A 22,890-nucleotide genomic window follows, 5' to 3' on the forward strand; every position below is an offset into this window, starting at 1 on the left:
GATGAAGAAGGTAATTTCGACGTCTAACGCACCGGCTGCAATCGGCCCGTATTCGCAGGCGATTGAGACCGACGGCTATGTATTCACCTCCGGTCAGATTCCGATCAATCCGACTACCGGCGAGGTAGAAGGCAAGACCATTGAAGAACAGACCGAACAGGTTATGAAGAACATCGGCGCGTTGCTGGAAGCTTCTGGTCTGACGTTTGCAAACGTTGTTAAGACAACCTGTTTCTTGGCTGATTTGAATGATTTCGCTGCATTCAATGCGGTATATGCCAAGTATTTCCCGAACGAAGCTCCGGCTCGTTCCTGCTTTGCCGTTGCAGGTCTGCCGAAGGGCGCAAAGCTCGAGGTAGAGACCATCTGCGCGAAGTAAATCAAAGCATAATATTTCCGGCTGTCTGTGACATTTCACAGACAGCCGGAATTTTTTTTGCCTTGGGTCAATCATTTTATGCACGCCATCCGTTGTAATAAGTGAAGGGACGCCTTCAGGAGGTGTATCTTGACGCGTGAAGATCAATTGATAAAACGAATCACAGATGGAGACGCATCGGCGATGGAAGAACTCATCCAGATGTATTATCCGGAACTGCTGCGGTATTGCCGCTGGCATACACCGGACAAACAAAGCGCAGAGGATGCTGTGCATGAAACCTTTTTGAAGCTCCTGCGGCATTGGGACGGCTACATACACAGAGGAAAATTTCGAGCATATCTCTATCGTATTGCAGCCAATATCTGTACGGATATGTATCGCAGCCATTGGAATACAGATATTTCGCTGCCGGAAGGTCTGATAACACAGGAAAATGGCTATCAGCAGGCGGAACAGGAGGCAGATTTTCTGCGTTTGACGGCGCTGCTGCCGGAACAACAGCGGGAGTTGGTTATTTTGCGCTATACACAGCAGTTCAAGCTGCGGGAGATTGCACAAATAACAGGCCTGCCGCTGCGAACCGTACAATCTCGCCTGCGGGCAGCACTCAAAACGCTGAAATCCAAATTGTCGGAGGAAGGATGGCAATGAAAAATTTTGAAAAACAGCTGTCTGAAGGACTTCGGACACATGAGCAACCAAATGCAGAACAAGTACAACGAACCGTCGTGGCAGTACAAAACATGGCGGCGAAACATCCGCCGCGGAATCATCGAAGCTGGATTTCTTTCCTGATCATACAGGCACGGTTTTCCGGTGTCTCTATGTGGTTGTGGCAGATTCTTGTATTAGCGGCATTACTTGGCTGTATGTACAGCGGCGCGTTATCTGCCTATCCGTATGTATCGCTCATGGGATGTAGTGTTGCGGCAATTACTGCAGTGCTGCCGATACTGTATCGAACCATTCGGTATCAAATGATGGAAATCGAATTGCCGTGCTATTATTCCGGCGCACAGCAGCTGGCTGCGCGGCTGATTTTTACAGGAATCGGCGTGGTAGTGACACTAAGCGTTGCGATTGTATGTGCCGCGCACCATACATGGTTCAGCTTGGGCTGCATTGTTATGTATGTACTCTTTCCTGCTCTGCTTACCATGTGCGGTGATTTGCTGCTGCTGACACATGCCGCATGGGGAAAACTGCCGTTGTATGCAGCGGTTTGGACGAGCATCGTGTTGGTGTTTCTGCTTTGTTGGCATCGCAGCCGGATTGCAGCCGAATTTCACATAGGGTATGTGGGCGTGTTTGCTGCATTGTTGTTTATCTGTGGTGTACAGCTTTGGAACTTGATAAAAAAGGGAGGAATGGTGTATGGAATTGCGCATTGACCATATGACCAAGCAATTTCAAGACAAACGAGCGGTCAACGATGTTAGTTTAAAGCTGACACCAGGCGTGTGGGGATTGTTGGGTGCGAACGGCGCGGGCAAGACGACCCTGATGCGCATGGTTGCGGGTATTTTACAGCCGACCAAAGGCGAGATTTATTATGATGGCATAGAGATTGGCACATTGGGCGCAGCGTGGCGCGATGTGTTTGGTTATTTGCCGCAGGAGTTCGGATTTTATCCGGAATTCACGGTAAAAAATTATCTGGAATACATGGCGGCACTCAAAGGACTGACGAAAACAGACACAAAAAAGCGCATCCATGATTTACTGGAGCTGTTAACGCTGTCTGAGGTGAAAAATAAAAAGATTGCCAAGCTGTCCGGCGGCATGAAGCGCCGAGTCGGTATTGCACAGGCGTTGCTCAATGAGCCGGAGGTATTGTTTTTGGACGAGCCGACCAGTGGACTGGATCCGGGAGAGCGCGTGCGTTTCCGAAATTTGCTGTCGGAATTTGCCCACGACCGCATTGTGCTGATTTCGACGCATATTGTGTCGGATGTTGAGTATATCGCAACGCAAAATGTAGTCATGAAAGATGGCTCCATTATCGCGTCCGGAACGACGGAACAACTGGTACAGCAGATGAATGGGAAGGTTTGGAATGCGAGGATCCGACCGGAAGAGGTGTCACGGTGGGAGCAACAGCTATGCGTTGTCAGCCTGCGCAATAAAGAAGACGGCAGTATTTCCATTCGCTATTTGGCAGAGAAACCGGAAGTTCCGCAGTCTCAAAATATAGAGCCGCGTCTGGAAGATTTGTATTTGTGGCTGTTTCCGAACACAGAAAGAGAGGGGTAACTGATGCGATTATTGCAATTGGAACTCAAACGCACGTTAAGTTCACGTGCGACAAGATGCATTTTGGCGTTGGCATTGGTTCTGTCGCTCGTAATGGCATGGCTACCGGTATCATATGTCAGACTGTATTCATCAGAGGGTTCTGAAATCACCGGTTTGCAAGCAGTGCAGGAGATCAAACAACTGGCTGCGCCGTACAGCGGCGAAGTGACAGCGGAAAAGGTGCAAAAAGCTCTGGCAGAGTACCAAGGGGTAGTAAGACAATATGGAGATGTCAACAGCGAAGATTTTCCGATAGATGTCTATTATCGCAAAATTTTTCCAGAAGCTCCGTTGGTTAGGCGCCTGATTGAGATCAATGCCGATGCACAGGGACTCGCGCCGGAGGTTACACAGCTGACAAATCAAGATGCCAAGAACTTTTACAAACAGTGTAAAACGCACATTGGTGATTTGATGAATTTAGAGCAGCATGACCATCCGGAGGCACAGGAACAGGCAAAACAGATGTACAGCAAAGTACCGCAGCCGTTTTTCTATTATCCGGGATATACGATGGATGCGTTGGAATATGTTGGGATATATGTTTTTCTGTTGGTATTTTTGTGCACACTGATTGCCGCGCCGACCTTTTCTGCGGAGTATCAGACCGGTGCGGATGATATTTTGCGCTGCACGAAACATGGCCGCAAGAGACTGGCAGTGACAAAAATCACGGCAGCAATGCTGATTTTCATTACGGTATTTGCTGTGTGCATGACGATTTTTACCGTGCTTTCCAATTCTCTGTTTGGTTGGGAATGCAGAGAGACATCCCTGCAGGTGATTCATTCTGCGGCAACACTGTTTTCCGGTACAGTCGGAGAGGCGCAAAATGCCATTACAGCTATGGGACTTTTGACGCTGCTTGCTGTCAGCAGTTTTACCTTGTTCGTGTCAAGCGTCAGCCGTTCCAATGTCAAGGCGCTGGGCATTTCGTTGGTATTTTTGCTCGCGCCGTCTTTGCTGTATATGTTTGGCGGCGGAAATTTGATCGCGTGGATTACCCGCATTTTACCGGCTGGCGGTGTTGGCATGAATAATAGCTATATCTATACGATATGCGATTTTGAATTTCTGCATCTTGGCAAGACGATCAGCGTTTGGCCGGTGCATGTGATGCTGGTGTGTGAGCTTGTGGCGATTCCTTTGTTTTTATTTTTGACGGTACGGTGTTATCAGAAACATATTGCCAAATAACCTGCGTTGCAATGCCGTAGGGAATGCTTTATAATGAGCATATATCCTATATCTGTCACAACAAAAAGGAGAAAACGATATGTTTCGAGAGATGAGAAGATACAAACAGGCAGTCACAGCGGAGACATGCGCAGAAATCCTTAAAACAGAAAAACGAGGCGTTTTGTCGGTCATCGGTGATGAAGGCTATCCGTATGCCGTTCCGCTGGATTTTTACTATGAGGAAGAGGAACAGACGATTTATTTTCACTGTGCCAAGGTCGGACATAAAATTGACGCGATTAAAGATTGTGACAAAGTGTGCTTTACCACATGGAATACCGGTTTTCAGAAAGAAAATGACTGGGTATGGAATGTGACCAGTGTCATTGTATTCGGCAGAGCGGAACTGATTGAAGACGCAGCACAGACGAGCGAAAAAGTCCGTAAATTGGCGATGAAATATTATCCGACCGAAGAAGAAGTTGACGCAGAAATGGAAAAAGCCATTGCGCGTGTGCAGCTTTTGGCGCTGCATATTGAGCATATGACAGGAAAACTGGTAAATGAAAGATAAACGTTCAAAGGGGGGATACCATTGAAAAAGAGAATCCGATCTCTTGCCATACTGCTCAGTGCAGCACTCCTGTTAGGCTGTGTTGGATGCAGAACAAATTCTGCTGACACCGGCAGCGCAGCGCAAACCAAACCGACAAAAACCGAGGAAGTCCAGAACATTGTCGATTCGATGTCACTGGAAGAGAAGGTGGCACAGCTGTTCCTTGTGCAGCCGGAAGCCATTGTTGACATTGGCACGGCGACAGCAGCGGGTGATGCGACAAAGCAGGCGATAAACAAAACGCCGGTCGGCGGATTTGTCTATTTCAGCGACAATTTGCAGTCGGAACAGCAGGTACAAGACATGCTGCGCAATGTTCAGAAGTACAGCGAGGACAGAATCGGCTTGCCCGCCTTTCTCAGTGTGGACGAAGAAGGCGGCACGGTGGCGCGCGTGGCATCGACCGGACGATTTGACGTGACAGATGTCGGCGATATGGCGAAAATCGGCGCATCCGGTGACGTACAACAAGCCAAACAGGCGGGAGAAACCATCGGTTCGTATTTGTCCGAGCTGGGATTTAATTTGGATTTTGCGCCGGACGCCGATGTGCTCACCAATCCGGACAACACCGTGGTCAAAAAACGGTCGTTCGGCAGCGATCCGCGCGTGGTGTCTGACATGTCCCTTGCGGTTGCGCAGGGATTGGCACAGCATCAGGTGTACAGCGTATACAAGCATTTTCCGGGACACGGTGCGACGGCGGGAGATACGCATCAGGGCTATGCGTACACGGACAAGACACTGGATGAACTCAAGCAAAGCGAGCTGATTCCGTTTGAAAACGCCATTCAAAACAACGCAGCGTTCATCATGGCGGCACATATCTCCGCGCCGCGCGTCACAGGCGATGATACGCCGGCATCGCTGTCCGAGACTATGATTACCGATATTCTGCGCGGACAGATGGGCTATGACGGCATTGTTGTCACAGACGCGATGAACATGGGCGCCGTGACCGAGCAGTACACTTCTGCACAGGCAGCGGTGAAGGCGCTGCAGGCAGGAGCGGATATTGTTCTCATGCCGGAGGATTTTCAGGAGGCATATCAAGGTGTGCTAGACGCCGTGAAGGACGGGACGTTGACCGAACAGCGAGTCAATGAATCCGTGACGCGCATTGTCAAAGTAAAAGTCCATATGTAAGCCAAAACCCCCCGACAGCCTGTCGGGGGGTTTCGTTATCGCTTGTTGGAGCGTCTCCAAATATGCTGCGCCTGTGCGGCGCGAATCAGTTGGTCGCGGAACGTCGGATGCGCGAGAGAAATAATGGCTTCTGCCCGTTCCCAAGTAGATTTGCCAATCAGATTGACAACACCGTATTCTGTGGCAAGATAATAGACCTGTGAGCGAGGAGAGGTGATAATATCGCCGCCAAAGCGCGGGACAACGCGTGACTGCTGCATGCCGTTTCTGTCCGTGAATGTGGAGCTCATGCAGATAAACGCCTTGCCGCCGCGGGAGGTCGAAGCGCCGGTCAAAAAGTCCAGCTGACCGCCTGTGCCGCTGATTTGCCGTGTGCCGGCACTTTCCGACGATACTTGTCCGTACAAATCCACTTCCAAGCAGCTGTTGATGGAAACCATGTTGTCAATGCGTCCAATCACTTCGGGATTGTTAACGTAGGACAGCGGATACACGGCGACACTTGGGTTTTCGTCAATCCAATCGTATAATTCGTTGGAGCCGACGGCGACACCGAGAACGCTTTTTCCGCGGTTGATGGTTTTATACCGGTTGGTGAGCTTGCCTGCCTTGTGGAGCTGTAAATAGGCATCGGAACATAGCTCCGTGTGCATGCCGAGGTCTTTGAGGTCGGATTCTGCAATCAAGTTGCCGAGTGCGTGCGGCAGGCTGCCAATGCCGAGCTGCAGCGTCATGCCGTCAACCAGATACGGCAGCAGGTTCTCGGCAATTTTGCGGTCAATATCCGTGATTTTTGGCACCGGAGCATCCGGAAACGGGTCGTGATGGCCTTCTACCACGTAATCCACATCCGAGATGTGAATGCATTCGTCGTAACCGCCGTACAGTTTGGGCAGATTTTCATTGACCTCAAGAATTACAATGTCTGCTTTGCGCAGAATCTGACCCGATACGCCGGTAGAAGTGGACAAATTAAAGTACCCGTGCCGATCCATCGGCGTCACACACGCCATGGCGACATTGACCGTCAAAAAGTGCTTGTAATAATCCGAATTTAAGTGGAACACCATCGGGATATAATAGCACAGTCCGCGGTCGCACAGGCTGCGCTCATAGGAAGAACAGTGCCAGGAGTGATAGATAAAATGCTCCTGTGACGGGTCACATTCCGCCACTTCCAATGGGCCGAATACCAGATTGCCGCGGATTTTCACGTCCGTCAGTTCATCGCGGCGGGCAGCCAGCGCGCGGTCGAGCAAAATCGGCTGTCCTAAGCTGGTGGTATAGTCAATCCAATCGCCGCTTTTGATGACCTGCACCGCCTGTTCCGGTGTGCGCAATTTGCGCTTGTATTCCTCCAACACATTCATACAAATGCCCTTCTTTCTGTCAGTCAGGAATATAGCTTTGTCCCGTCATCAGATCATACCACGTGAACACTCCGTTTTCCCACAGCATATAGCTCGGATGGGAATCGTCCTTGGGAATGGAAATCGAGCCGGGATTCAAGTATGTGAACGTCTCGTGCTCGTGACGGCAGGGAACGTGTGTGTGTCCGCACAGCAGCACATCGCCCTGTGCCAGTGCCGGCGGATTTTGCTCGTTGTAGTGGTGGCCGTGGGTGATGTAAACCGTCTGATCGCCCAGCATCAGAACGGCATAGTCTGCCAGAATCGGGAAATTCAGCACCATCTGGTCTACCTCGGTATCACAGTTGCCGCGCACACACAGCAGCTTGTCGCGAATGCCGTTGAGCATCGAGATGACGTCCTTTGGCTCATAGCCTTTGGGAAGATCGTTGCGCGGGCCATGGTACAGCAAATCGCCGAGCAGTACAATGCGGTCGGGCTGGTGTTCCTCGATGCGGTCGAGCAGCCAGCCGCAGTAATACGCAGAACCATGGATATCCGATGCGATCAATACTTTTTTCACAATGCAAAACTCCTGTCTTAAACCTTTTATCGTATTTTATTGTACTGGATTTTGCCGAAATAGTAAAGCAGTGCGAGAAAAATCCCCTTCCAAAAATTTTGGAAGGGGATTTGTATTTCGGGAAATTAGCCGAGCAGCATCGGAACCAGCTTCAGGAAGAAGCCGGCAGCAGCTGCGGAGCCGATAACACCGGCAACGTTCGGACCCATGGCGTGCATGAGCAGGAAGTTGGACGGATTTTCCTTCTGGCCTTCGATCTGAGCCACACGGGCAGCCATCGGAACGGCGGATACACCGGCGGAACCGATCAGCGGGTTGATCTTGCCCTTGGTAACCCAGCACATGATGTCGCCAAAGATGACGCCGCCAAAGGTGGAGAGCAGGAATGCAACCAGACCCAGAACGATGATAAAGATGGTCTGCCAAGTCAGGAAGGTGCTTGCAGCAGCGGTTGCGCCGACAGAGGTGCCGAGCAGGATGGTGATGGAGTTCATCAGAGCATTCTGAACGGTGTCAGACAGACGGTCGCATACGCCGCACTCGCGGAACAGATTGCCCAGCATCAGCATGCCGATCAGCGGAGCGGTGTCCGGCAGCAGCAGGATAACGATAGTAGCAACAGCAATCGGGAAGATGATCTTCTCAGCCTTGGAAACTTCGCGCAGCTGCGTCATCTTAATCTTGCGGTCTTCCTTGCGCGTAAACGCCTTCATAATCGGCGGCTGAATCATTGGTATCAGCGCCATGTACGAGTACGCCGCAATCGCGATGGCGGACAGGTACTCCGGAGCCAGCTGAGAGGTAACCATGATTGCGGTCGGGCCGTCTGCACCGCCGATGATACCGATAGCAGCAGCAACGTTGACCGGGAAATGGAAAATCAGCAGAGCGCCGAGAAAGGCGGAAAAGATACCGAACTGCGCAGCAGCGCCGAGCAGCAGGGAGGACGGACGGGCAATCAGCGGACCGAAGTCTGTCATTGCACCGACGCCCATAAAGATCAGCGGCGGATAAATATCGAATTTAACGCCGTAGTAGAAGTAATTGAGCAGTCCGCCGTCCTGCATGATGTTTGCGTTCGGCAGGTTTGCCAGCAGCATACCGAATGCAATTGGAACCAGCAGCAGCGGCTCAAACTTCTTTGCGATGCCCATGTACAGCAGGACAAACGCAATGAGAATCATTGCCAAGCTTTTCCAGCCATCAAGACCATTGCCGAATAAGCCTGCGAAACCTGATTCTCCGAGAATCTTACCGAGAACGGTAGTGAAAGAAAATTCCATTGTCTGCGACCTCCGTTAAGAGATGGTGCACAGAACACTGCCGGTGTCAACCGACGCGCCCTTGGATACGCATACGGAAGTTACCGTACCATCCTTGTTTGCAAAGATTTCGTTCTCCATCTTCATTGCTTCCAGAATGAACAGGATGTCGCCGTTCTTTACGGTCTGACCCTGCTGGCAGCGAACGTCGAGGATGGTACCCGGCATCGGGGAAGTTACCGGATCGCCTGCGCCTGCCGGAGCGGCCGGAGCAGCAGCCGGAGCAGCAGCCGGTGCCGGTGCAGCGGCAGGAGCCGGAGCGGCAGCAACCGGAGCCGGAGCCGGTGCCTCGCCGATGTAAGCAGCGACAGCCTTGCCCTTTTCTACTTCAACTTCATACTGTTTGTCGTTGAGTGTTACGATATATTTCATGTTGTTTTGTACCTCCAATTAAAGCGCCTGAATGCGTCTGAACTGCAATTCGTCCAGCGGAATGTCGGTCTCATCGCTGATGATGGCCATAATGCACGCCGCGGTCTCTTCATCGACATCAATCAGCTGCAGCTTGCCGTCCCACGGCTTGGAAGGCTTTTCCTCTTCCTTTGCAGGAGCAGCCGGAGCTGCGGTCTGCGCAGCAGGAACAGCAGCTTTGTTTTTGCCTTTCTGAAGAGAAACGACAACGGCAGAGATGATTTTAATAACGACAATCAGGAAAATCAGAAGGAGGAATACGGTTACGAAGCCACACAGCGCAATCAGCAGGGCTTCACCTACACCAATGTTCATTGTCTGCCTCCTTAGTCAACCTTCTTGATGGAATATGTTACCTTGACGCCCTTGTGCTCCTCGCGGTACTGGAAGAACTTCTCAGCCTGCTGCGGGAATGCTACATAGGACAGAACATCCTCTTCGCTCTCGGCGATGCCTTCCAGCTTCTTGACAGCTTCCGGAATCTCCGGCTTCAGAGTTTCTGCATAACGGCCTTCCATCGGCTTGTTGCCTTCGCCCAGAACCTTGGTTACCAGTTCCGGATTGATCTCAGCCGGTGCCTTGCCGTACTCGCCGCGGATGTATGCGCGGATTTCCTTGGTGATGTTCTTGTAACGCTGGCCCATCAGGACGTTGTTAACAGCCTGAGAACCAACCATCTGGCTCAGCGGGGTAACGAGCGGCGGGTAGCCCATATCCTTGCGGACATTCGGAACCTCAGCCAGAACTTCGTCCAGACGATCCAGAGCCTTCATATCGGTCAGGTTTGCAATCAGGTTGGACAGCATACCGCCCGGAATCTTGTAGTGGAGGGCGTTGGTGTTGACGTTCATAACGAACGGATTGATCTTGCCTTCCTTAACGTATTCCTTCTTGATCGGCTCGAAGAACTCGTTGACCTTACGCATAGCAGCGCGGTCCAGACCGGTCTCATAGCCCATCTGTACGAGCACATGATCCATAGCTTCGGTGCACGGCTGGGAAGTACCGCCTGCGAACGGAGAGATTGCGCAGTCGATGACGTCAGCGCCAGCCTCAACAGCCTTCAGGTAGGTCATAGAGCCCAGACCGGTGGTAGCATGGGTATGAACAACGATCGGAATCTTCACCTCAGACTTCAGAGCAGTGATGAGGTCATAAACTTCCTGCGGGCTCATAACGCCAGCCATGTCCTTGATGCACAGAGACTGGCAGCCAAGCTCTTCAATCTGCTTGCCGAGCTTTGCGTAGTTCTCCAGCGTGTGAACCGGGGACTGGGTGTAAGAAATGGTGCCCTGTGCTTCGCCGCCAGCCTTCAGGCATTCGTCAACCGCGGTCTCGATGTTGCGCATATCGTTGAGCGCGTCGAAAATACGGATGATGTCGATGCCGTTTTCCACGCTCTTGCGAACGAAAGCGCGAACCGTGTCGTCAGAGTAGTGCTTGTAGCCCAGAATGTTCTGGCCACGCAGCAGCATCTGCAGCTTGGTGTCCGGCATAGCCTTGCGGATGGTGCGCAGACGCTCCCACGGATCTTCGTTCAGGTAACGAAGGCAGGAATCGAATGTAGCACCGCCCCAGCACTCGACAGAGTGGTAACCAACCTTGTTCATGGTCTCCAGAATCGGCTTGAATTCCGACATCGGGAGACGAGTTGCGCACAGAGACTGGTTGGCGTCACGAAGGACGGTCTCTGTGATCTTCAGTTTTTTTGGCACAGTGTATCAGCTCCTTTAAATAATTAAAGATGACGAAAATAAGTAAATGACGTTTTTTGACGGAACATGATGCGGTGCGAGCCGCAGCCGCCGCACAAAATAAGGTCATCCAAACACTGTTATTATACATCAGAAATACACAGTATTGCAATGCAATTTTCGTATAATTGCAGATAATTTGAACAGAAAGTCGTATAAAAAGCAAAGAAGCAAGAATGTAATAGTCAAAGTAGACAAAAAATGACAACACAATCCGGCGAAATGCGAATTGACAAAAATAAAAAGATCCCCTTTGGTTTGAAAGGGAATCTTTTGTTACAAAAAAGGTATAAAAATACAAATTACTGTGCATTTCGGCAGGCGGTTTTCATCGTGCGTACATAATCCGCAACCGGCTGCGCGCTGTCGCGGCCGTACTGCGCGATGAGCTTGACAATCGCAGAGCCGACAATCGCGCCGTCCGCCTGACGACACATGGTTTCCGCCTGTTCCGGCGTCGAGATGCCGAAGCCGACGGCACACGGAATGTCCTTGACCTCCTTGACGAGCTTGACCATGGCGCCGATGTCGGTCGTAATCGCCGTGCGTGTGCCGGTGACGCCGAGGGAGGAGACGCAGTACAGGAAGCCGTTCGCCTGTTCGGCAATCGCGCGGATGCGGTCGTGCGAGGTCGGTGCAATCATGGAAATCTGATCGAGGCCGTATTTCTGACACAGCGGCTCGAACTCCTGCTTTTCCTCAAACGGCACATCCGGAACGATGATGCCGTTCATGCCGATTTCCGCGGCGGTTTTGAGAAAGCGGTCTGCGCCGTAAGAGAAGATTACGTTTGCATAGGTCATAAATACCATCGGAATCGAAACCGTCTGGCGCACGCGGCGCACCATATCGAAAATCTTGTCGGTGGTAGTGCCCACGGACAGGGCGCGCAGATTGGCGTCCTGAATGACCGGACCCTCTGCAGTCGGGTCGGAGAACGGAATGCCCAGCTCAATGAGATCTGCGCCGGCTTCTGCAATGGCACAAATCAGTTTTTCGGTGGTCTCCAAATCCGGATCACCGCAGGTCAAAAATGGAATAAACGCTTTGCCAGTTGCAAACGCATCTGCAATCTTAGTCATGAAGATCCTCCCCTCTGTAGCGTGCAATTGCCGCTACGTCCTTGTCGCCGCGGCCGGAGACATTGACGACAATAATCTGATCCGGAGACATGGTCGGCGCGAGCTTCTGCGCGTAAGCGATGGCATGAGCGGACTCAATCGCCGGAATAATGCCCTCCGTGCGGGACAGATACTCAAATGCCTGTACCGCTTCTTCGTCGGTAATCGGCACGTATTGCGCGCGGCCGGAATCAAACAGCATCGCATGTTCCGGACCGATACCCGGATAATCCAAACCGGCAGAAATCGAGTAAACCGGTGCGATCTGACCGTACTCGTCCTGGCAGAAGTAGGACTTCATGCCGTGGAAAATGCCCAGACGGCCGGTGGACAGGGTGGCAGCGGTCTCCTTGGTGTCGATGCCGCGTCCAGCAGCCTCGCAGCCGATGAGCTGAACGCTCTCGTCCTCAATGAAGTTGTAGAAGGCGCCGATGGCGTTGGAACCGCCGCCGACACAAGCAATGACGGCGTCCGGCAGACGGCCTTCCTGCTCCAGAATCTGCTGCTTGATTTCCTTGGAAATCACAGCCTGAAAGTCACGAACGATGGTCGGGAACGGATGCGGACCCATGACGGAGCCGAGGACATAGTGCGTGTCATCAATGCGGCTGACCCACTCGCGGAAGGTCTCGGAAACGGCATCCTTCAGCGTAGCGGTACCGCTGTCGACCGGATGCACCTTGGTGCCCAGCAGCTTCATGCGGTAGACGTTGAGCGCCTGACGCTCGGTGTCCAGACGACCCATGTACACTTCGCATTCCAGACCAAGCAGAGCGGCAGCGGTTGCCGTTGCAACACCGTGCTGACCGGCGCCGGTTTCCGCAATGACACGGGTTTTTCCCATCTTTTTGGCGAGCAGGCACTGTGCCAGCGCGTTGTTGATTTTGTGGGAACCGGTATGATTGAGATCCTCGCGCTTGAGATAAATCTTTGCGCCGCCCAGATCCTTGGTCATCTTGTCTGCATAGTACAGCAGGGAAGGACGGCCGACATAGTTTTTGAGCAGCTCATCCAGCTCCGCATGGAATGCCGGATCGTTTTTATAATAATTGTACGCTTCTTCCAGTTCGTGGATGGCATTCATCAGAGTTTCGGGGATGTATTGTCCGCCGTGAATGCCGAATCTTCCTTTTGACATGTTATATACTCCTTATGATGTTGATCAGGGCGCGGATTTTTTCGGGATCCTTGACACGATTTGTCTCCGCGCCGCTGGAAATATCCATTGCATCCGGCTGCATAGCAGCAGCGTCCTGTATATTTTCCTCGCGCAGGCCGCCTGCCAGAATAAACGGGCGTCCGATGTTGCGCACGAGCGTCCAATCGAAGGTTTCGCCGGTGCCATAGCCGTTGTCCAGCAAAATCATATCCGCACTGCTGGCACGCGCCGCATCCAAATCATCAGTCGATCGAATGCGAAATGCCTTCCAGATCGGTTTTCCGGTGCGCGCTTGCAGCGCCTGAATGTAGGCGTCATCCTCCTGCCCGTGCAGCTGCGCAATATCGATAATGCCCTGCTCCAGCAGGGAAGCGACCGTGTCGAGCGGCTGATTGACGGTAACGCCGACAGCGGGAATGTCCGGAGACAGCTGTGCGTGCAGAGCCTGCACCTGCTCCGGTGTGCAGCTTCGATGGCTCTTGGGAAAATTGATGATAAATCCGGCGTAATCCGGCCGGTATTGATTGACCGCCGCGATATCTGACGGGCGGCTGAGTCCGCAAATTTTTACTTTCATTGGTTTAGACCTGCATGTCTCATCTCGCGGAGCAACGCGGTTTTGTCCGGTGCACGCATGAGCACTTCGCCCATCAGCACGGCATCCGCGCCGATGCTGCGCAGTGCTGCGACATCGGCGGCGCAGGACACGCCGGATTCCGCAACGTAGATGTTTTCCGGCGGAATCAAGTCGCGCAGACGGCTGGCGTTGGAAAAATCAACGGAGAAGTCCTTCAAATTGCGGTTGTTGACGCCGATGACGCGTGCGCCGGCGTCGACAGCAGATTGAATTTCCTTCGCATCGTGTGCCTCGACCAGAGCGGTCAGTCCCAGTGTCTCGCAGATGCCAAGATACTGTTCGATGGTCTGTGTGTCCAAAATGGCACAGATTAACAGAACAGCATCAGCACCCATCAGCTTGGCCTGATAAATTTGGTAGGCATCCACCGTGAAATCCTTGCGAATCATCGGTGTCTGTACCGCTGCGCGAATGTCGGTAAAAATTGCATCGCTGCCGAGAAACCATTTGGGTTCGGTCAGACAGGAGATGCAGTCGGCGCCCGCCTGTTCGTATTGCTTGGCGATGTCCAGATACGGGAAATCCTGTGCGATGATGCCCTTGGAAGGCGATGCCTTCTTGACTTCACAGATAAAGGATAAGTTGTCTCCGCGCAGAGCCTGCTCAAAAGCAAACGGCGTGCGGGGAGAAACCGTCTCACAGCGCTGCTTGAGTTCCTCCAACGGGTGTGCCTGCTTGTCGGCAAGCACACGCTGCTGCGCGTAAGCAGCAAGTTCGTCTAATATCATGTTCCGCTCCTCTTACTTGTTGGATGCAGCAACATAGGCTTCCAATGTCTGCATGGCCTTGCCGGAATCAACCAGTTCAGCCGCCAGCTTTACGCCGTCAGCCAGTGTGTAAGCCTTGCCGGAGATGTACAGCGCAGCGCCGGCGTTCATCAGGACAATATTGCGTTTTGCGCCCTGTTCCTTGCCAGACAGAATATCACGCGTAATCTGTGCGTTTTCTTCACCGGTGCCGCCGACAATATCGCTCTTGCTGCCGCGCGGGAAGCCGAAATCTTCCGGCTGAATCGTGTAGCTCTTGTATTCGCCGTTGCCGAACTCGCATACGGTGGTCGGTGCGCTGATGGAAATTTCGTCCATGGTGTCCTGACCGAATACCACCATGCCGCGCTCGACGCCGAGGCTGGACAAAACGTGTGCCATCGGCTCAACCAGATATTCTCCGTAAACGCCGAGCACCTGATAGCACGGCTTGCACGGATTGGTGATTGGGCCGAGAATGTTAAAGATGGTGCGGAAGCCGAGCTCCTTGCGGATGGCGCCGACATACTTCATGGACGTGTGATACTTCTGTGCGAAGAAAAAGCACAGGCCGACATCCTTCAATTCCTGCACACAGGTCTCCGGTGTCTGGTTCAAATTGACGCCGAGCGCTTCCAGACAGTCGGCGGCGCCGGACTTGGAGGACGCTGCGCGGTTGCCGTGCTTGGCTACCGGCTGACCGCCTGCCGCGATAACGATGGAGGCGGTGGTGGAGATGTTGAAGGAATTGGAACGGTCACCGCCGGTTCCGACGATTTCCAAGCACTTGAGATCGCCGGTATCTACCGGAATGGCGTGTTCGCGCATGGCAGCGGCGCAGCCGGAAATCTCGTCAATGGTTTCAAACTTTGCGCTCTTGGTAGAGAGTGCTGCGAGAAATGCGGCGTTCTGTGTCGGGGTCGATTTGCCGCTCATAATTTCATTCATAACCCGATAGGCTTCATCATATGTCAAATCTTCACGGGTGACAATTTTTTCAATCGCTTCTTTAATCATAATGAGAACTCTCCTTTATCTATGAAATATGCGTTAGAGCGCAAGAAAATTTTTCAGCAGAACGGAACCCTGCGGGGTGAGAATGGATTCCGGATGGAATTGCAGACCAAAGACCTTGTTTTTTTCGTCCATGACTGCCATGACCTCTCCGATGTTGTCCGTGGATACGATTTTGAGCGTATCCGGCAGGTCGGTGCCGATCAGAGAATGATACCGCGCAACCGCCATTTCGTTTGCCAGACCGTCAAACAGCGGACAGCTGTGGTCGAGCGAGACAATACTCTGCTTGCCGTGCATCAGGTGCTTGGCGTGCGTCACGGTGCCGCCGTACACCTCGCAGATGGCTTGATGACCGAGGCATACGCCGAGAATGGGAATTTTTCCTGCAAATTCCCGAATGACGTCCTCACAAATGCCCGCATCGCACGGACGTCCCGGACCAGGAGAGAGAAGAATGTGATCCGGATGCAGCTTGCGGATTTCGTCCGGTGTAATCCGGTCGTTGCGAAATACACGGATATCCGGCTCAATCGCACCGCACATCTGGTAGAGATTGTAGGAAAAACTGTCGTAATTATCAATGAGTAAAAGCATTGCAAAGCACCTCTCAGTCTGCGTCCACTTCGGCGGCGCGTTCAATCGCAGCGATGACGGCGCCTGCCTTGTTCTGGGATTCCATGTATTCATTTTCCGGAACCGAATCCGCGACGATGCCGCCGCCCGCCTGGATGGTCACCCTGTCATTTTTCTTTACCGCCATGCGGATGGCAATGCAGGTGTCCATGTTGCCGGTGAAATCGACGTAGCCGAGTGCGCCGCCGTATACGCCGCGGGCGCACGGCTCCAGCTCCTCGATGATTTCGCAGGCGCGAATCTTCGGCGCGCCGGACAAGGTGCCGGCAGGAAGCAGGGTGGAGATGGCATCAAAGGCATCAAACTTCGGCAGAATATTGCCCTCAACAACCGAGGTGATGTGCATGATGCGGGAATACCGGTGAATCATCTGATAATCTGTGACTTCGACAGAACCGAACTGAGACAATTTGCCGATGTCATTTCTGCCCAAATCGACGAGCATGTTGTGCTCGGCGAGTTCCTTTTCATCCGACAGCAAATCTTTTTCCAGTGCGAGATCTTCTTCTTTATCTGCGCCGCGCGGACGGGAACCGGCAACCGGAAATGTAGACAGACGGCCGTTTCGCAGACGAACCAGCGTTTCCGGAGAGGTGCTCATCAGCTCGATGTCATCCCGATGCAGGTAAACCATGTACGGAGAAGGGTTGGTGGTGCGCAGGACGCGATACGCATCGAGCAGACTGTCGGTATACGGCGTTTCAAACCGGCGGGACAGGACTGCCTGAAAAATATCGCCGTCTACAATGTGCTGCTTGGTCTTGTTGACGATGTCGCAGTATTCTTCCTTGGTCACGTTGCAGGTGAACTGCGGCTTGCAGTGCTTGTGTGCGGTTGGCAGCTGCATCGGCTCGCGAATCAGACGAATCATTTTTTCGATTTCTGCGCGCGCCGTGCCGTAATTTTCCAAGACGTTGTCGGTCGGCATGTTGACGATGACATTGATTTTCTGCGACAGGTGGTCGTACGCAATGACCTTGTCAAACAGCATCAGGTCGAAATCATCCACATCACTGGAGCGAAGATGCAGGGTCGGCTCTGCATAGCCGATCATGCGATAGGCGTAATAGCCAACCAAGCCGCCGGTAAACGGCGGGAAGCCCTCGATGCGCGGCGCTTTGTACTGCGCCATGAGTGCGCGGAGGATGTCGTTGGGCTGATCCGTGGTAACGCTTTCGCGGCGTCCGTCGGCATATTCCGTGGTGACAACGTGGTCTTTGCATACAATATGAACAAGCGGGTCATAGCCGAGGAACGAGTACCGTCCCCAGCGCTCGCCGCCCTCTACGCTTTCCAGCAGACAGTACCGATTGGATACCTGCGCAATCTTGCGCAGAAGCGCAATCGGCGTGGTGACATCGGCGTAAATTTCACGGCACAGCGGAATCATCGAATAGTCCGCGGCATACGATTGAATTTCGGAAGAAGTAGGTTTCAGCATGATATATCGTCCTTTCTGAATGGATGCAGTGAGGAAAGGACAATAAAAAAAGCCTTCATCCCAAGTCCTGCATCTCTGCTAGAATCTCTGGGACAAAAGCTGTCAGCTTCTGCGGTGCCACCCATATTGCCGATGGTTCGAAAGAACATCGACCACTCATCACACACCAACATGTGCGCTCCACGATAACGGCGGGATTCCGTCAGCGCCTACTTGCCGGCACGGCGTTCAGGCTGCCCTCACGAGTCCATTCGGCATCATCCATACCACTGTAATCCCACCATCTACAGCTCTCTGTGCGTACTTCACGAAGCGTACTTGTCTCGATCAACGGTTTTCAAATGTTGTATTAAAAGTACCACAGAAGCGCGGGGTTGTCAAGTGGACGGGCGAAAAAATCCTGCATATAAGGTAGGAATATTGCTTTGTGTGATATAAAAACAAAAAGCAAAGTTTCTAAATAGGACAAAAAGTGCGGATAAAATGTTACAAACAGTACATATGAACAAGAAAATTACATGGTTTTATGATTTTTTTATTGAAAACATCAAAATGGTATGCTATAATCATATCAACGTAAGGCGCATATAACGGGTGAATGGCATACGTAAGATGGAGAAGAGTTGCTGTGCCGCTGCTGAATCCCCTGAGGCGAAACCCGCGCTGCCTGCTGTAAAGAGAAAGGTGGTAGACACTATGAATTGTACCAAACTGATGGAAGAGATGGAAGTATACCTGAAGAGTGACCGCTGCAAGGATCTCAACGAGGCCAATGCACAGGATATTCATCATGCTCTTTCCAAAGCAATTATGGCACAGATCGCCACTCCGTGGAAGGAAAGCCAGAAGCTGCACAGAGAAGCACGCCATGCATATTATATGTCCGCAGAATTTTTGATTGGCCGTGCAATCTATAACAATTTGCTTTGCCTTGGTATTTACGATGAAGTAGAAAAGCTGTTTAACGAGCGCGGTCTCAAGCTGTCCGACATGGAAGAAGTAGAGGATGCTTCCCTGGGCAACGGCGGCTTGGGACGTCTGGCTGCATGCTTCCTGGATTCCGCAGCAACGCTGGATCTCCCGCTCGACGGCTATGGCATTCGCTATAAATATGGTTTGTTTAAGCAGTACATTCAGGACGGCTTCCAGAAGGAGACCGCCGATGACTGGACGCGATTCGGCGATCCGTGGAGCATCCGCGTAGATTCCGATGCAGTTCTCGTTCGCTTTGCAGACCAGACCGTGCGTGCAGTGCCGTATGACCTGCCGGTTATCGGTTATGGCACCAAGCACATCGGCAACCTGCGTCTGTGGCAGGCAGAGCCGCTGTCCTCCTTCGACTTCAACGAATTCAACGATCAGCACTATGAAGCATCGGTTCGCGAGAAGAACCGCGCAGAGGATATTTCCCGCGTGCTGTATCCGAACGACTCAACCGATGAGGGCAAGAAGCTGCGCCTGAAGCAGCAGTATTTCTTCTGCTGTGCATCGCTGCAGGATATGATTAAAAACTATAAGCTGGTACATGGCAATGACTTCTCGCATTTCGCTGATTTCAATGCCATCCAGCTCAACGATACCCATCCGGTTATCTCGATTCCGGAGCTCATTCGTCAGCTGACCAGATACGAAGGCGTTAGCTTCGACGATGCACTCAATATCGCAAAGAAGACCTTTGCTTACACCAACCACACCATTCTTCCGGAGGCACTGGAGAAGTGGAACAAGCATCTGCTCATCGAGGTCGTTCCGGATATTTATGAGATCATTGAGAAGATCAACAACCGCTTTATTGATGAGCTGTATCAGCAGAAGCGCAATCCGGACTTCATTCAGGATGTCCAGATTATCAAGCATGATATGATTCACATGGCAAATCTGGCTATGTACGGTTCCAGCTATGTAAACGGTGTAGCTGCCATCCATACCGAGATTTTGAAGAAGAGTACCCTGCATTCCTTCTATGAGATGTGGCCGGAGCGCTTCCAGAACAAGACCAATGGTATCACCCAGCGCCGTTGGCTGGCAATGAACAACCGCGAGCTGTCTGCGATGATTACTCGTCTGCTCGGTTCGGATGATTGGGTTACGGATCTGCCGCAGCTCAAGAAGCTGGAGAAGTACGCAACCGATAAGAAGGTTCTCGATGAGTTCTGGGACATCAAGCACAAGAAAAAGCATCAGCTGGGTCTGTTCATGCTCAAGCATGACGGCACCGCTCCGATCAAGGATTCTATCTATGACATCCAGATCAAGCGTTTGCATGAGTACAAGCGTCAGTTCCTGAACGCACTGTCCATTCTGTATATCTACTACGGCCTGAAGGACGGCTCCATTCAGGACTTCCATCCGACCACCTTCATCTTTGGTGCAAAGGCTGCGCCGGGCTATGTTCGTGCAAAGGGCATCATCAAGCTGATTAACGAAATCGCTCGTCTCGTAGAAAACGACGGTCAGGTTCGCGACAAGCTGCGCGTTATCTTCGTACAGAACTACAACGTATCCTACGCTGAGAAGCTGGTGGCGGCTGCAAACGTATCCGAGCAGATTTCTACCGCAGGCACCGAGGCCTCCGGCACCGGCAACATGAAGCTGATGCTCAACGGCGCGGTTACGCTGGGTACGCTGGACGGCGCAAACGTAGAGATTGCACAGGAAGCCGGCATGGAGAACGAGTACATCTTTGGTGCAACCGTTGACGAGATTGAGAAGGAAGAGAACAACAACTACATTCCGTATCACATCTACAACAACGACCCGAAGATCAAGCGCGTCATGGAAGCTCTTGTAAACGGCACGCTGGACGATGGCGGCACCGGCATGTTCAAGGAGCTGTACGATTCCATCATCCACAACGTCGATTGGGGTCAGAGCCATCCGGATAAGTACTTCCTGATGTATGACTTCCAGAGCTACGTGGACACCAAGCTCAAGCTCAACCGCGACTACAAGGATAAGTACGCATTCGCAGAAAAGTGCTGGAGAAACATCTGCAACGCAGGTAAGTTCAGCTCGGATCGTACCATCAAGGACTACGCGGACAACATTTGGCACATTGATCCGATTGAGTTCGATTGATTGCTGACAATCAGATAAAACAAAAGGCGGCAGGATTTTTCCTGTCGCCTTTTTGCGTCTAGTTATAGATTTTTCTCGCCCCATGCTTTCATATAGTGCAGAACGGAGAGAAAACTTTCTCCCAATTCCGTTAATGTATATTCGACATGCGGAGGGACTTCGTGGAAGTCGTGTCGATGCAAAAATCCATCTGCCTCTAATTCGCGCAGCTGCTTGGTCAAAGAGGATTCCGTAATCTCGACCAAATGGCGGCGGAGGGCGCCAAATCGGTGCACATCTTCTACGCCGATATAATATAAAATTTCCAGTTTCCACTTTCCGCCTAAAATCTTTTGCAGCGTAGACATGGTTTTGCACCGTTTTATTGCGGCATTGCTTTTTCGCATGAGAAATCTCTCCTTTGTTTTTAGTATATCGCGCGGAGAAGGATTTGGCAAGGTACTGCAAAAAAGTACCGTACTGTTCAAATCCAGACATTCTGTTATACTGAGAACATCAAAACACAGAGGAGTGAGGCAAATGCATTTTACGGGAACCGTTTGGAGACCGCCATATGAGGCGGATTCACTGCTGCTGGAGGTGACGGCAGGATGTACCCATCACAAGTGCAAATTTTGTACGCTGTATGATGATATTCCGTTTCCGTTCAAGATGTCTCCGATGCAGGATATAACAAGTGATCTGCTGGAAATTCAGACACTGTATTATCATCCGATGACGAGTCAAGCGAACAAGCTGACAGGGCAACCACAGAGAGAAGGGTTCAAACGAGCATTTTTGACGGGAGCCAATCCGTTTGTTTTGCAATCTGAACGCTTATTGAAAATCGCTGCACGTATTTATGAGTACGTTCCCACGGTCAAAACAATTGGTTGTTTTGCGCGAATCACAGATATAAAACAAAAAACAGAGGAAGAATTGCTTGCTTTACGAGACGCAGGCTATACGAGTTTGACTATTGGCATGGAAACGGGAGATACGGACGCTTTACAGTTTATGAATAAAGGCTACACGGCACAAGATATTCTCGAACAGTGCAAGCGCTTAGATGCTGCCAATATCAGCTATGCGTTTTTCTATCTGACAGGAATCTCCGGTGCGGGAAAAGGAGTGTTTGGCGCAACACGAACGGCGGATATTTGCAACCAGCTGCACCCGAAGCTGATTGGAGCCAATATGCTGACGATTTATCCAAATTCCGAACTGTATCAAGAAATTCAGCGTGGAAATTGGAAGGAAGAACGTGAGGTGGAAAAATATCAGGAATTGCAGGTGTTGATAAAACGATTAAATATTCCGGTACAGTTTGCTGCGATGGGTGCGTCCAATGCAATTCCTATGTACGGAAGCCTGCCGCAGGATAAAGAAAAACTTCTTATGACATTAGAGCATATTATCACGCAGATTGGAGAAGAGCAGTTGAGAGAGTACCGAACACACCTTCGGCATTTATAGAGCTTATGAAACGAATTTTACTTGTCGGTACCTCTGCAAAGCACATGGATGATATGAAACGGATTGTCTACAATGTATATGCAGAAAAACGAATTGATTCAGCATATTCTGCCGAACAAGCACGTGGAATTTTACAAAATAACAGCTTCGATTTCGTGATTGTTGATATATCTTCCGTGAATTCCTGGGAATATCAAATTACACATACAATATATAAACAGACAAGCGCATTCGTTTTGATTCTTGTTCCGCAAAAATTTTCGACTCCTGTACAGAATGGACATTTTCGAGGAATGGCAGTGGAAAAACCGATTTCCCGTGTGACCTTTGCGCAGGTACTGCGTTTGATAGATTGGGTACTTTCTCTGCAAAAAGAGAAGGAAGAACTGCAACAAAGGTTATCGGATATTTGCATTGTCAGTCGAGCGAAGCGTTTGCTGATGAAGAAAAAACAGATGAGCGAATCGGAAGCCTATTTGTATATCAAAAATCAGGCAATGAATCAGCATCAAGCCAAAAGAGCCATTGCGCAAAATATTCTGAATCATTATCAGACATGACAAAAC

Annotated in this window: 24 protein-coding genes and 1 other annotated feature; of the genes, 10 read left to right on the forward strand and 14 right to left on the reverse strand. The window is 51.3% G+C overall.

Going from position 1 to position 22,890, the window contains the following annotated elements:
* The first annotated feature begins 1 nt into the window (after position 1).
* The 7 genes from KQI75_RS08395 to KQI75_RS08425 all read left to right on the forward strand — a co-directional run bounded on the left by KQI75_RS08395 (position 2) and on the right by KQI75_RS08425 (position 5,618).
* Positions 2–379 carry a RidA family protein gene (locus KQI75_RS08395; RefSeq protein ID WP_216470303.1) on the forward strand — a complete coding sequence of 126 codons (378 nt, stop codon included), beginning with the start codon at positions 2–4 and terminating at the stop codon, positions 377–379.
* Between the two features lie 129 nt (positions 380–508).
* The gene (locus tag KQI75_RS08400; RefSeq protein ID WP_216470305.1) at positions 509–1,033 is read left to right on the forward strand and encodes an RNA polymerase sigma factor; all 525 of its coding nucleotides are present in this window, start codon (positions 509–511) and stop codon (positions 1,031–1,033) included.
* Entirely contained in the window at positions 1,030–1,773 is a 744-nt protein-coding gene (locus KQI75_RS08405) for a hypothetical protein (protein ID WP_216470307.1), read from the forward strand. The genes KQI75_RS08400 and KQI75_RS08405 overlap by 4 nt, the downstream gene beginning before the upstream one ends.
* Positions 1,757–2,635 carry an ABC transporter ATP-binding protein gene (locus KQI75_RS08410; protein ID WP_216470308.1) on the forward strand — a complete coding sequence of 293 codons (879 nt, stop codon included), beginning with the start codon at positions 1,757–1,759 and terminating at the stop codon, positions 2,633–2,635. The genes KQI75_RS08405 and KQI75_RS08410 overlap by 17 nt, the downstream gene beginning before the upstream one ends.
* Positions 2,636–2,638: 3 nt before the next feature.
* The gene (locus KQI75_RS08415; RefSeq protein ID WP_216470310.1) at positions 2,639–3,874 is read left to right on the forward strand and encodes an ABC transporter permease; all 1,236 of its coding nucleotides are present in this window, start codon (positions 2,639–2,641) and stop codon (positions 3,872–3,874) included.
* 79 nt (positions 3,875–3,953) lie between these two features.
* Positions 3,954–4,430 carry a pyridoxamine 5'-phosphate oxidase family protein gene (locus KQI75_RS08420; RefSeq protein ID WP_216470312.1) on the forward strand — a complete coding sequence of 159 codons (477 nt, stop codon included), beginning with the start codon at positions 3,954–3,956 and terminating at the stop codon, positions 4,428–4,430.
* Positions 4,431–4,451: 21 nt separating this feature from the next.
* A complete protein-coding gene (locus KQI75_RS08425; RefSeq protein ID WP_246566532.1) occupies positions 4,452–5,618 on the forward strand; it encodes a glycoside hydrolase family 3 protein in 1,167 nt (388 codons plus the stop codon).
* Between the two features lie 35 nt (positions 5,619–5,653).
* Here KQI75_RS08425 and KQI75_RS08430 read toward each other — a convergent pair whose 3' ends face one another.
* From KQI75_RS08430 to KQI75_RS08490, 13 genes are all read right to left on the reverse strand, one after another.
* Entirely contained in the window at positions 5,654–6,988 is a 1,335-nt protein-coding gene (locus KQI75_RS08430) for an acetyl-CoA hydrolase/transferase family protein (protein ID WP_216470314.1), read from the reverse strand.
* Between the two features lie 19 nt (positions 6,989–7,007).
* Positions 7,008–7,550 carry a phosphodiesterase gene (gene yfcE / locus KQI75_RS08435; protein ID WP_216470316.1) on the reverse strand — a complete coding sequence of 181 codons (543 nt, stop codon included), beginning with the start codon at positions 7,548–7,550 and terminating at the stop codon, positions 7,008–7,010.
* A 125-nt stretch (positions 7,551–7,675) separates the two neighbouring features.
* On the reverse strand, positions 7,676–8,833 hold the full coding sequence (locus KQI75_RS08440; protein ID WP_216470318.1) for a sodium ion-translocating decarboxylase subunit beta: 1,158 nt from the start codon (positions 8,831–8,833) through the stop codon (positions 7,676–7,678).
* A gap of 15 nt (positions 8,834–8,848) precedes the next feature.
* Positions 8,849–9,244 carry a biotin/lipoyl-containing protein gene (locus tag KQI75_RS08445; RefSeq protein ID WP_216470320.1) on the reverse strand — a complete coding sequence of 132 codons (396 nt, stop codon included), beginning with the start codon at positions 9,242–9,244 and terminating at the stop codon, positions 8,849–8,851.
* Positions 9,245–9,262: 18 nt separating this feature from the next.
* The gene (locus KQI75_RS08450; protein WP_216470322.1) at positions 9,263–9,598 is read right to left on the reverse strand and encodes an OadG family protein; all 336 of its coding nucleotides are present in this window, start codon (positions 9,596–9,598) and stop codon (positions 9,263–9,265) included.
* Between the two features lie 11 nt (positions 9,599–9,609).
* A complete protein-coding gene (locus tag KQI75_RS08455; RefSeq protein WP_216470324.1) occupies positions 9,610–10,998 on the reverse strand; it encodes a pyruvate carboxylase subunit B in 1,389 nt (462 codons plus the stop codon).
* 341 nt (positions 10,999–11,339) lie between these two features.
* Positions 11,340–12,119 carry a tryptophan synthase subunit alpha gene (trpA, locus tag KQI75_RS08460; protein ID WP_216470325.1) on the reverse strand — a complete coding sequence of 260 codons (780 nt, stop codon included), beginning with the start codon at positions 12,117–12,119 and terminating at the stop codon, positions 11,340–11,342.
* Positions 12,112–13,296 (reverse strand): tryptophan synthase subunit beta, encoded by a 1,185-nt coding sequence (gene trpB / locus KQI75_RS08465; protein WP_216470326.1) that lies wholly within the window; start codon positions 13,294–13,296, stop codon positions 12,112–12,114. Before trpB ends, trpA begins: the two co-directional genes overlap by 8 nt.
* 1 nt (position 13,297) lies before the next feature.
* Positions 13,298–13,894, reverse strand: coding sequence for a phosphoribosylanthranilate isomerase (locus tag KQI75_RS08470; RefSeq protein WP_216470327.1), 597 nt, complete (start codon positions 13,892–13,894; stop codon positions 13,298–13,300).
* Positions 13,891–14,682, reverse strand: a complete 792-nt coding sequence (gene trpC, locus KQI75_RS08475; protein WP_216470328.1) for an indole-3-glycerol phosphate synthase TrpC — start codon at positions 14,680–14,682, stop codon at positions 13,891–13,893. Before trpC ends, KQI75_RS08470 begins: the two co-directional genes overlap by 4 nt.
* 12 nt (positions 14,683–14,694) lie before the next feature.
* On the reverse strand, positions 14,695–15,717 hold the full coding sequence (gene trpD, locus KQI75_RS08480; RefSeq protein WP_216470329.1) for an anthranilate phosphoribosyltransferase: 1,023 nt from the start codon (positions 15,715–15,717) through the stop codon (positions 14,695–14,697).
* Positions 15,718–15,750: 33 nt separating this feature from the next.
* On the reverse strand, positions 15,751–16,311 hold the full coding sequence (locus tag KQI75_RS08485) for an anthranilate synthase component II (RefSeq protein WP_216470331.1): 561 nt from the start codon (positions 16,309–16,311) through the stop codon (positions 15,751–15,753).
* A gap of 13 nt (positions 16,312–16,324) precedes the next feature.
* A complete protein-coding gene (locus KQI75_RS08490) occupies positions 16,325–17,791 on the reverse strand; it encodes an anthranilate synthase component I family protein (RefSeq protein WP_216470333.1) in 1,467 nt (488 codons plus the stop codon).
* 85 nt (positions 17,792–17,876) lie between these two features.
* Positions 17,877–18,131 (reverse strand) — a binding site (T-box leader).
* A 356-nt stretch (positions 18,132–18,487) separates the two neighbouring features.
* Here KQI75_RS08490 and KQI75_RS08495 point away from each other — a divergent pair.
* On the forward strand, positions 18,488–20,869 hold the full coding sequence (locus KQI75_RS08495) for a glycogen/starch/alpha-glucan phosphorylase (RefSeq protein WP_216470335.1): 2,382 nt from the start codon (positions 18,488–18,490) through the stop codon (positions 20,867–20,869).
* 62 nt (positions 20,870–20,931) lie between these two features.
* On the opposite strand, the gene KQI75_RS08500 is transcribed toward KQI75_RS08495, so the two are convergent.
* Positions 20,932–21,255 (reverse strand): winged helix-turn-helix transcriptional regulator, encoded by a 324-nt coding sequence (locus KQI75_RS08500; protein ID WP_216470338.1) that lies wholly within the window; start codon positions 21,253–21,255, stop codon positions 20,932–20,934.
* A gap of 133 nt (positions 21,256–21,388) precedes the next feature.
* On the opposite strand from KQI75_RS08500, the gene KQI75_RS08505 reads away from it, so the two are divergent.
* The gene (locus tag KQI75_RS08505; RefSeq protein WP_216470340.1) at positions 21,389–22,324 is read left to right on the forward strand and encodes a radical SAM protein; all 936 of its coding nucleotides are present in this window, start codon (positions 21,389–21,391) and stop codon (positions 22,322–22,324) included.
* 5 nt (positions 22,325–22,329) lie between these two features.
* Entirely contained in the window at positions 22,330–22,884 is a 555-nt protein-coding gene (locus KQI75_RS08510; protein WP_216470342.1) for an ANTAR domain-containing response regulator, read from the forward strand.
* Positions 22,885–22,890: the final 6 nt, after the last annotated feature.

The sequence above is a fragment of the Butyricicoccus intestinisimiae genome (assembly GCF_018918345.1).
Taxonomy (GTDB): domain Bacteria; phylum Bacillota; class Clostridia; order Oscillospirales; family Butyricicoccaceae; genus Butyricicoccus_A; species Butyricicoccus_A intestinisimiae.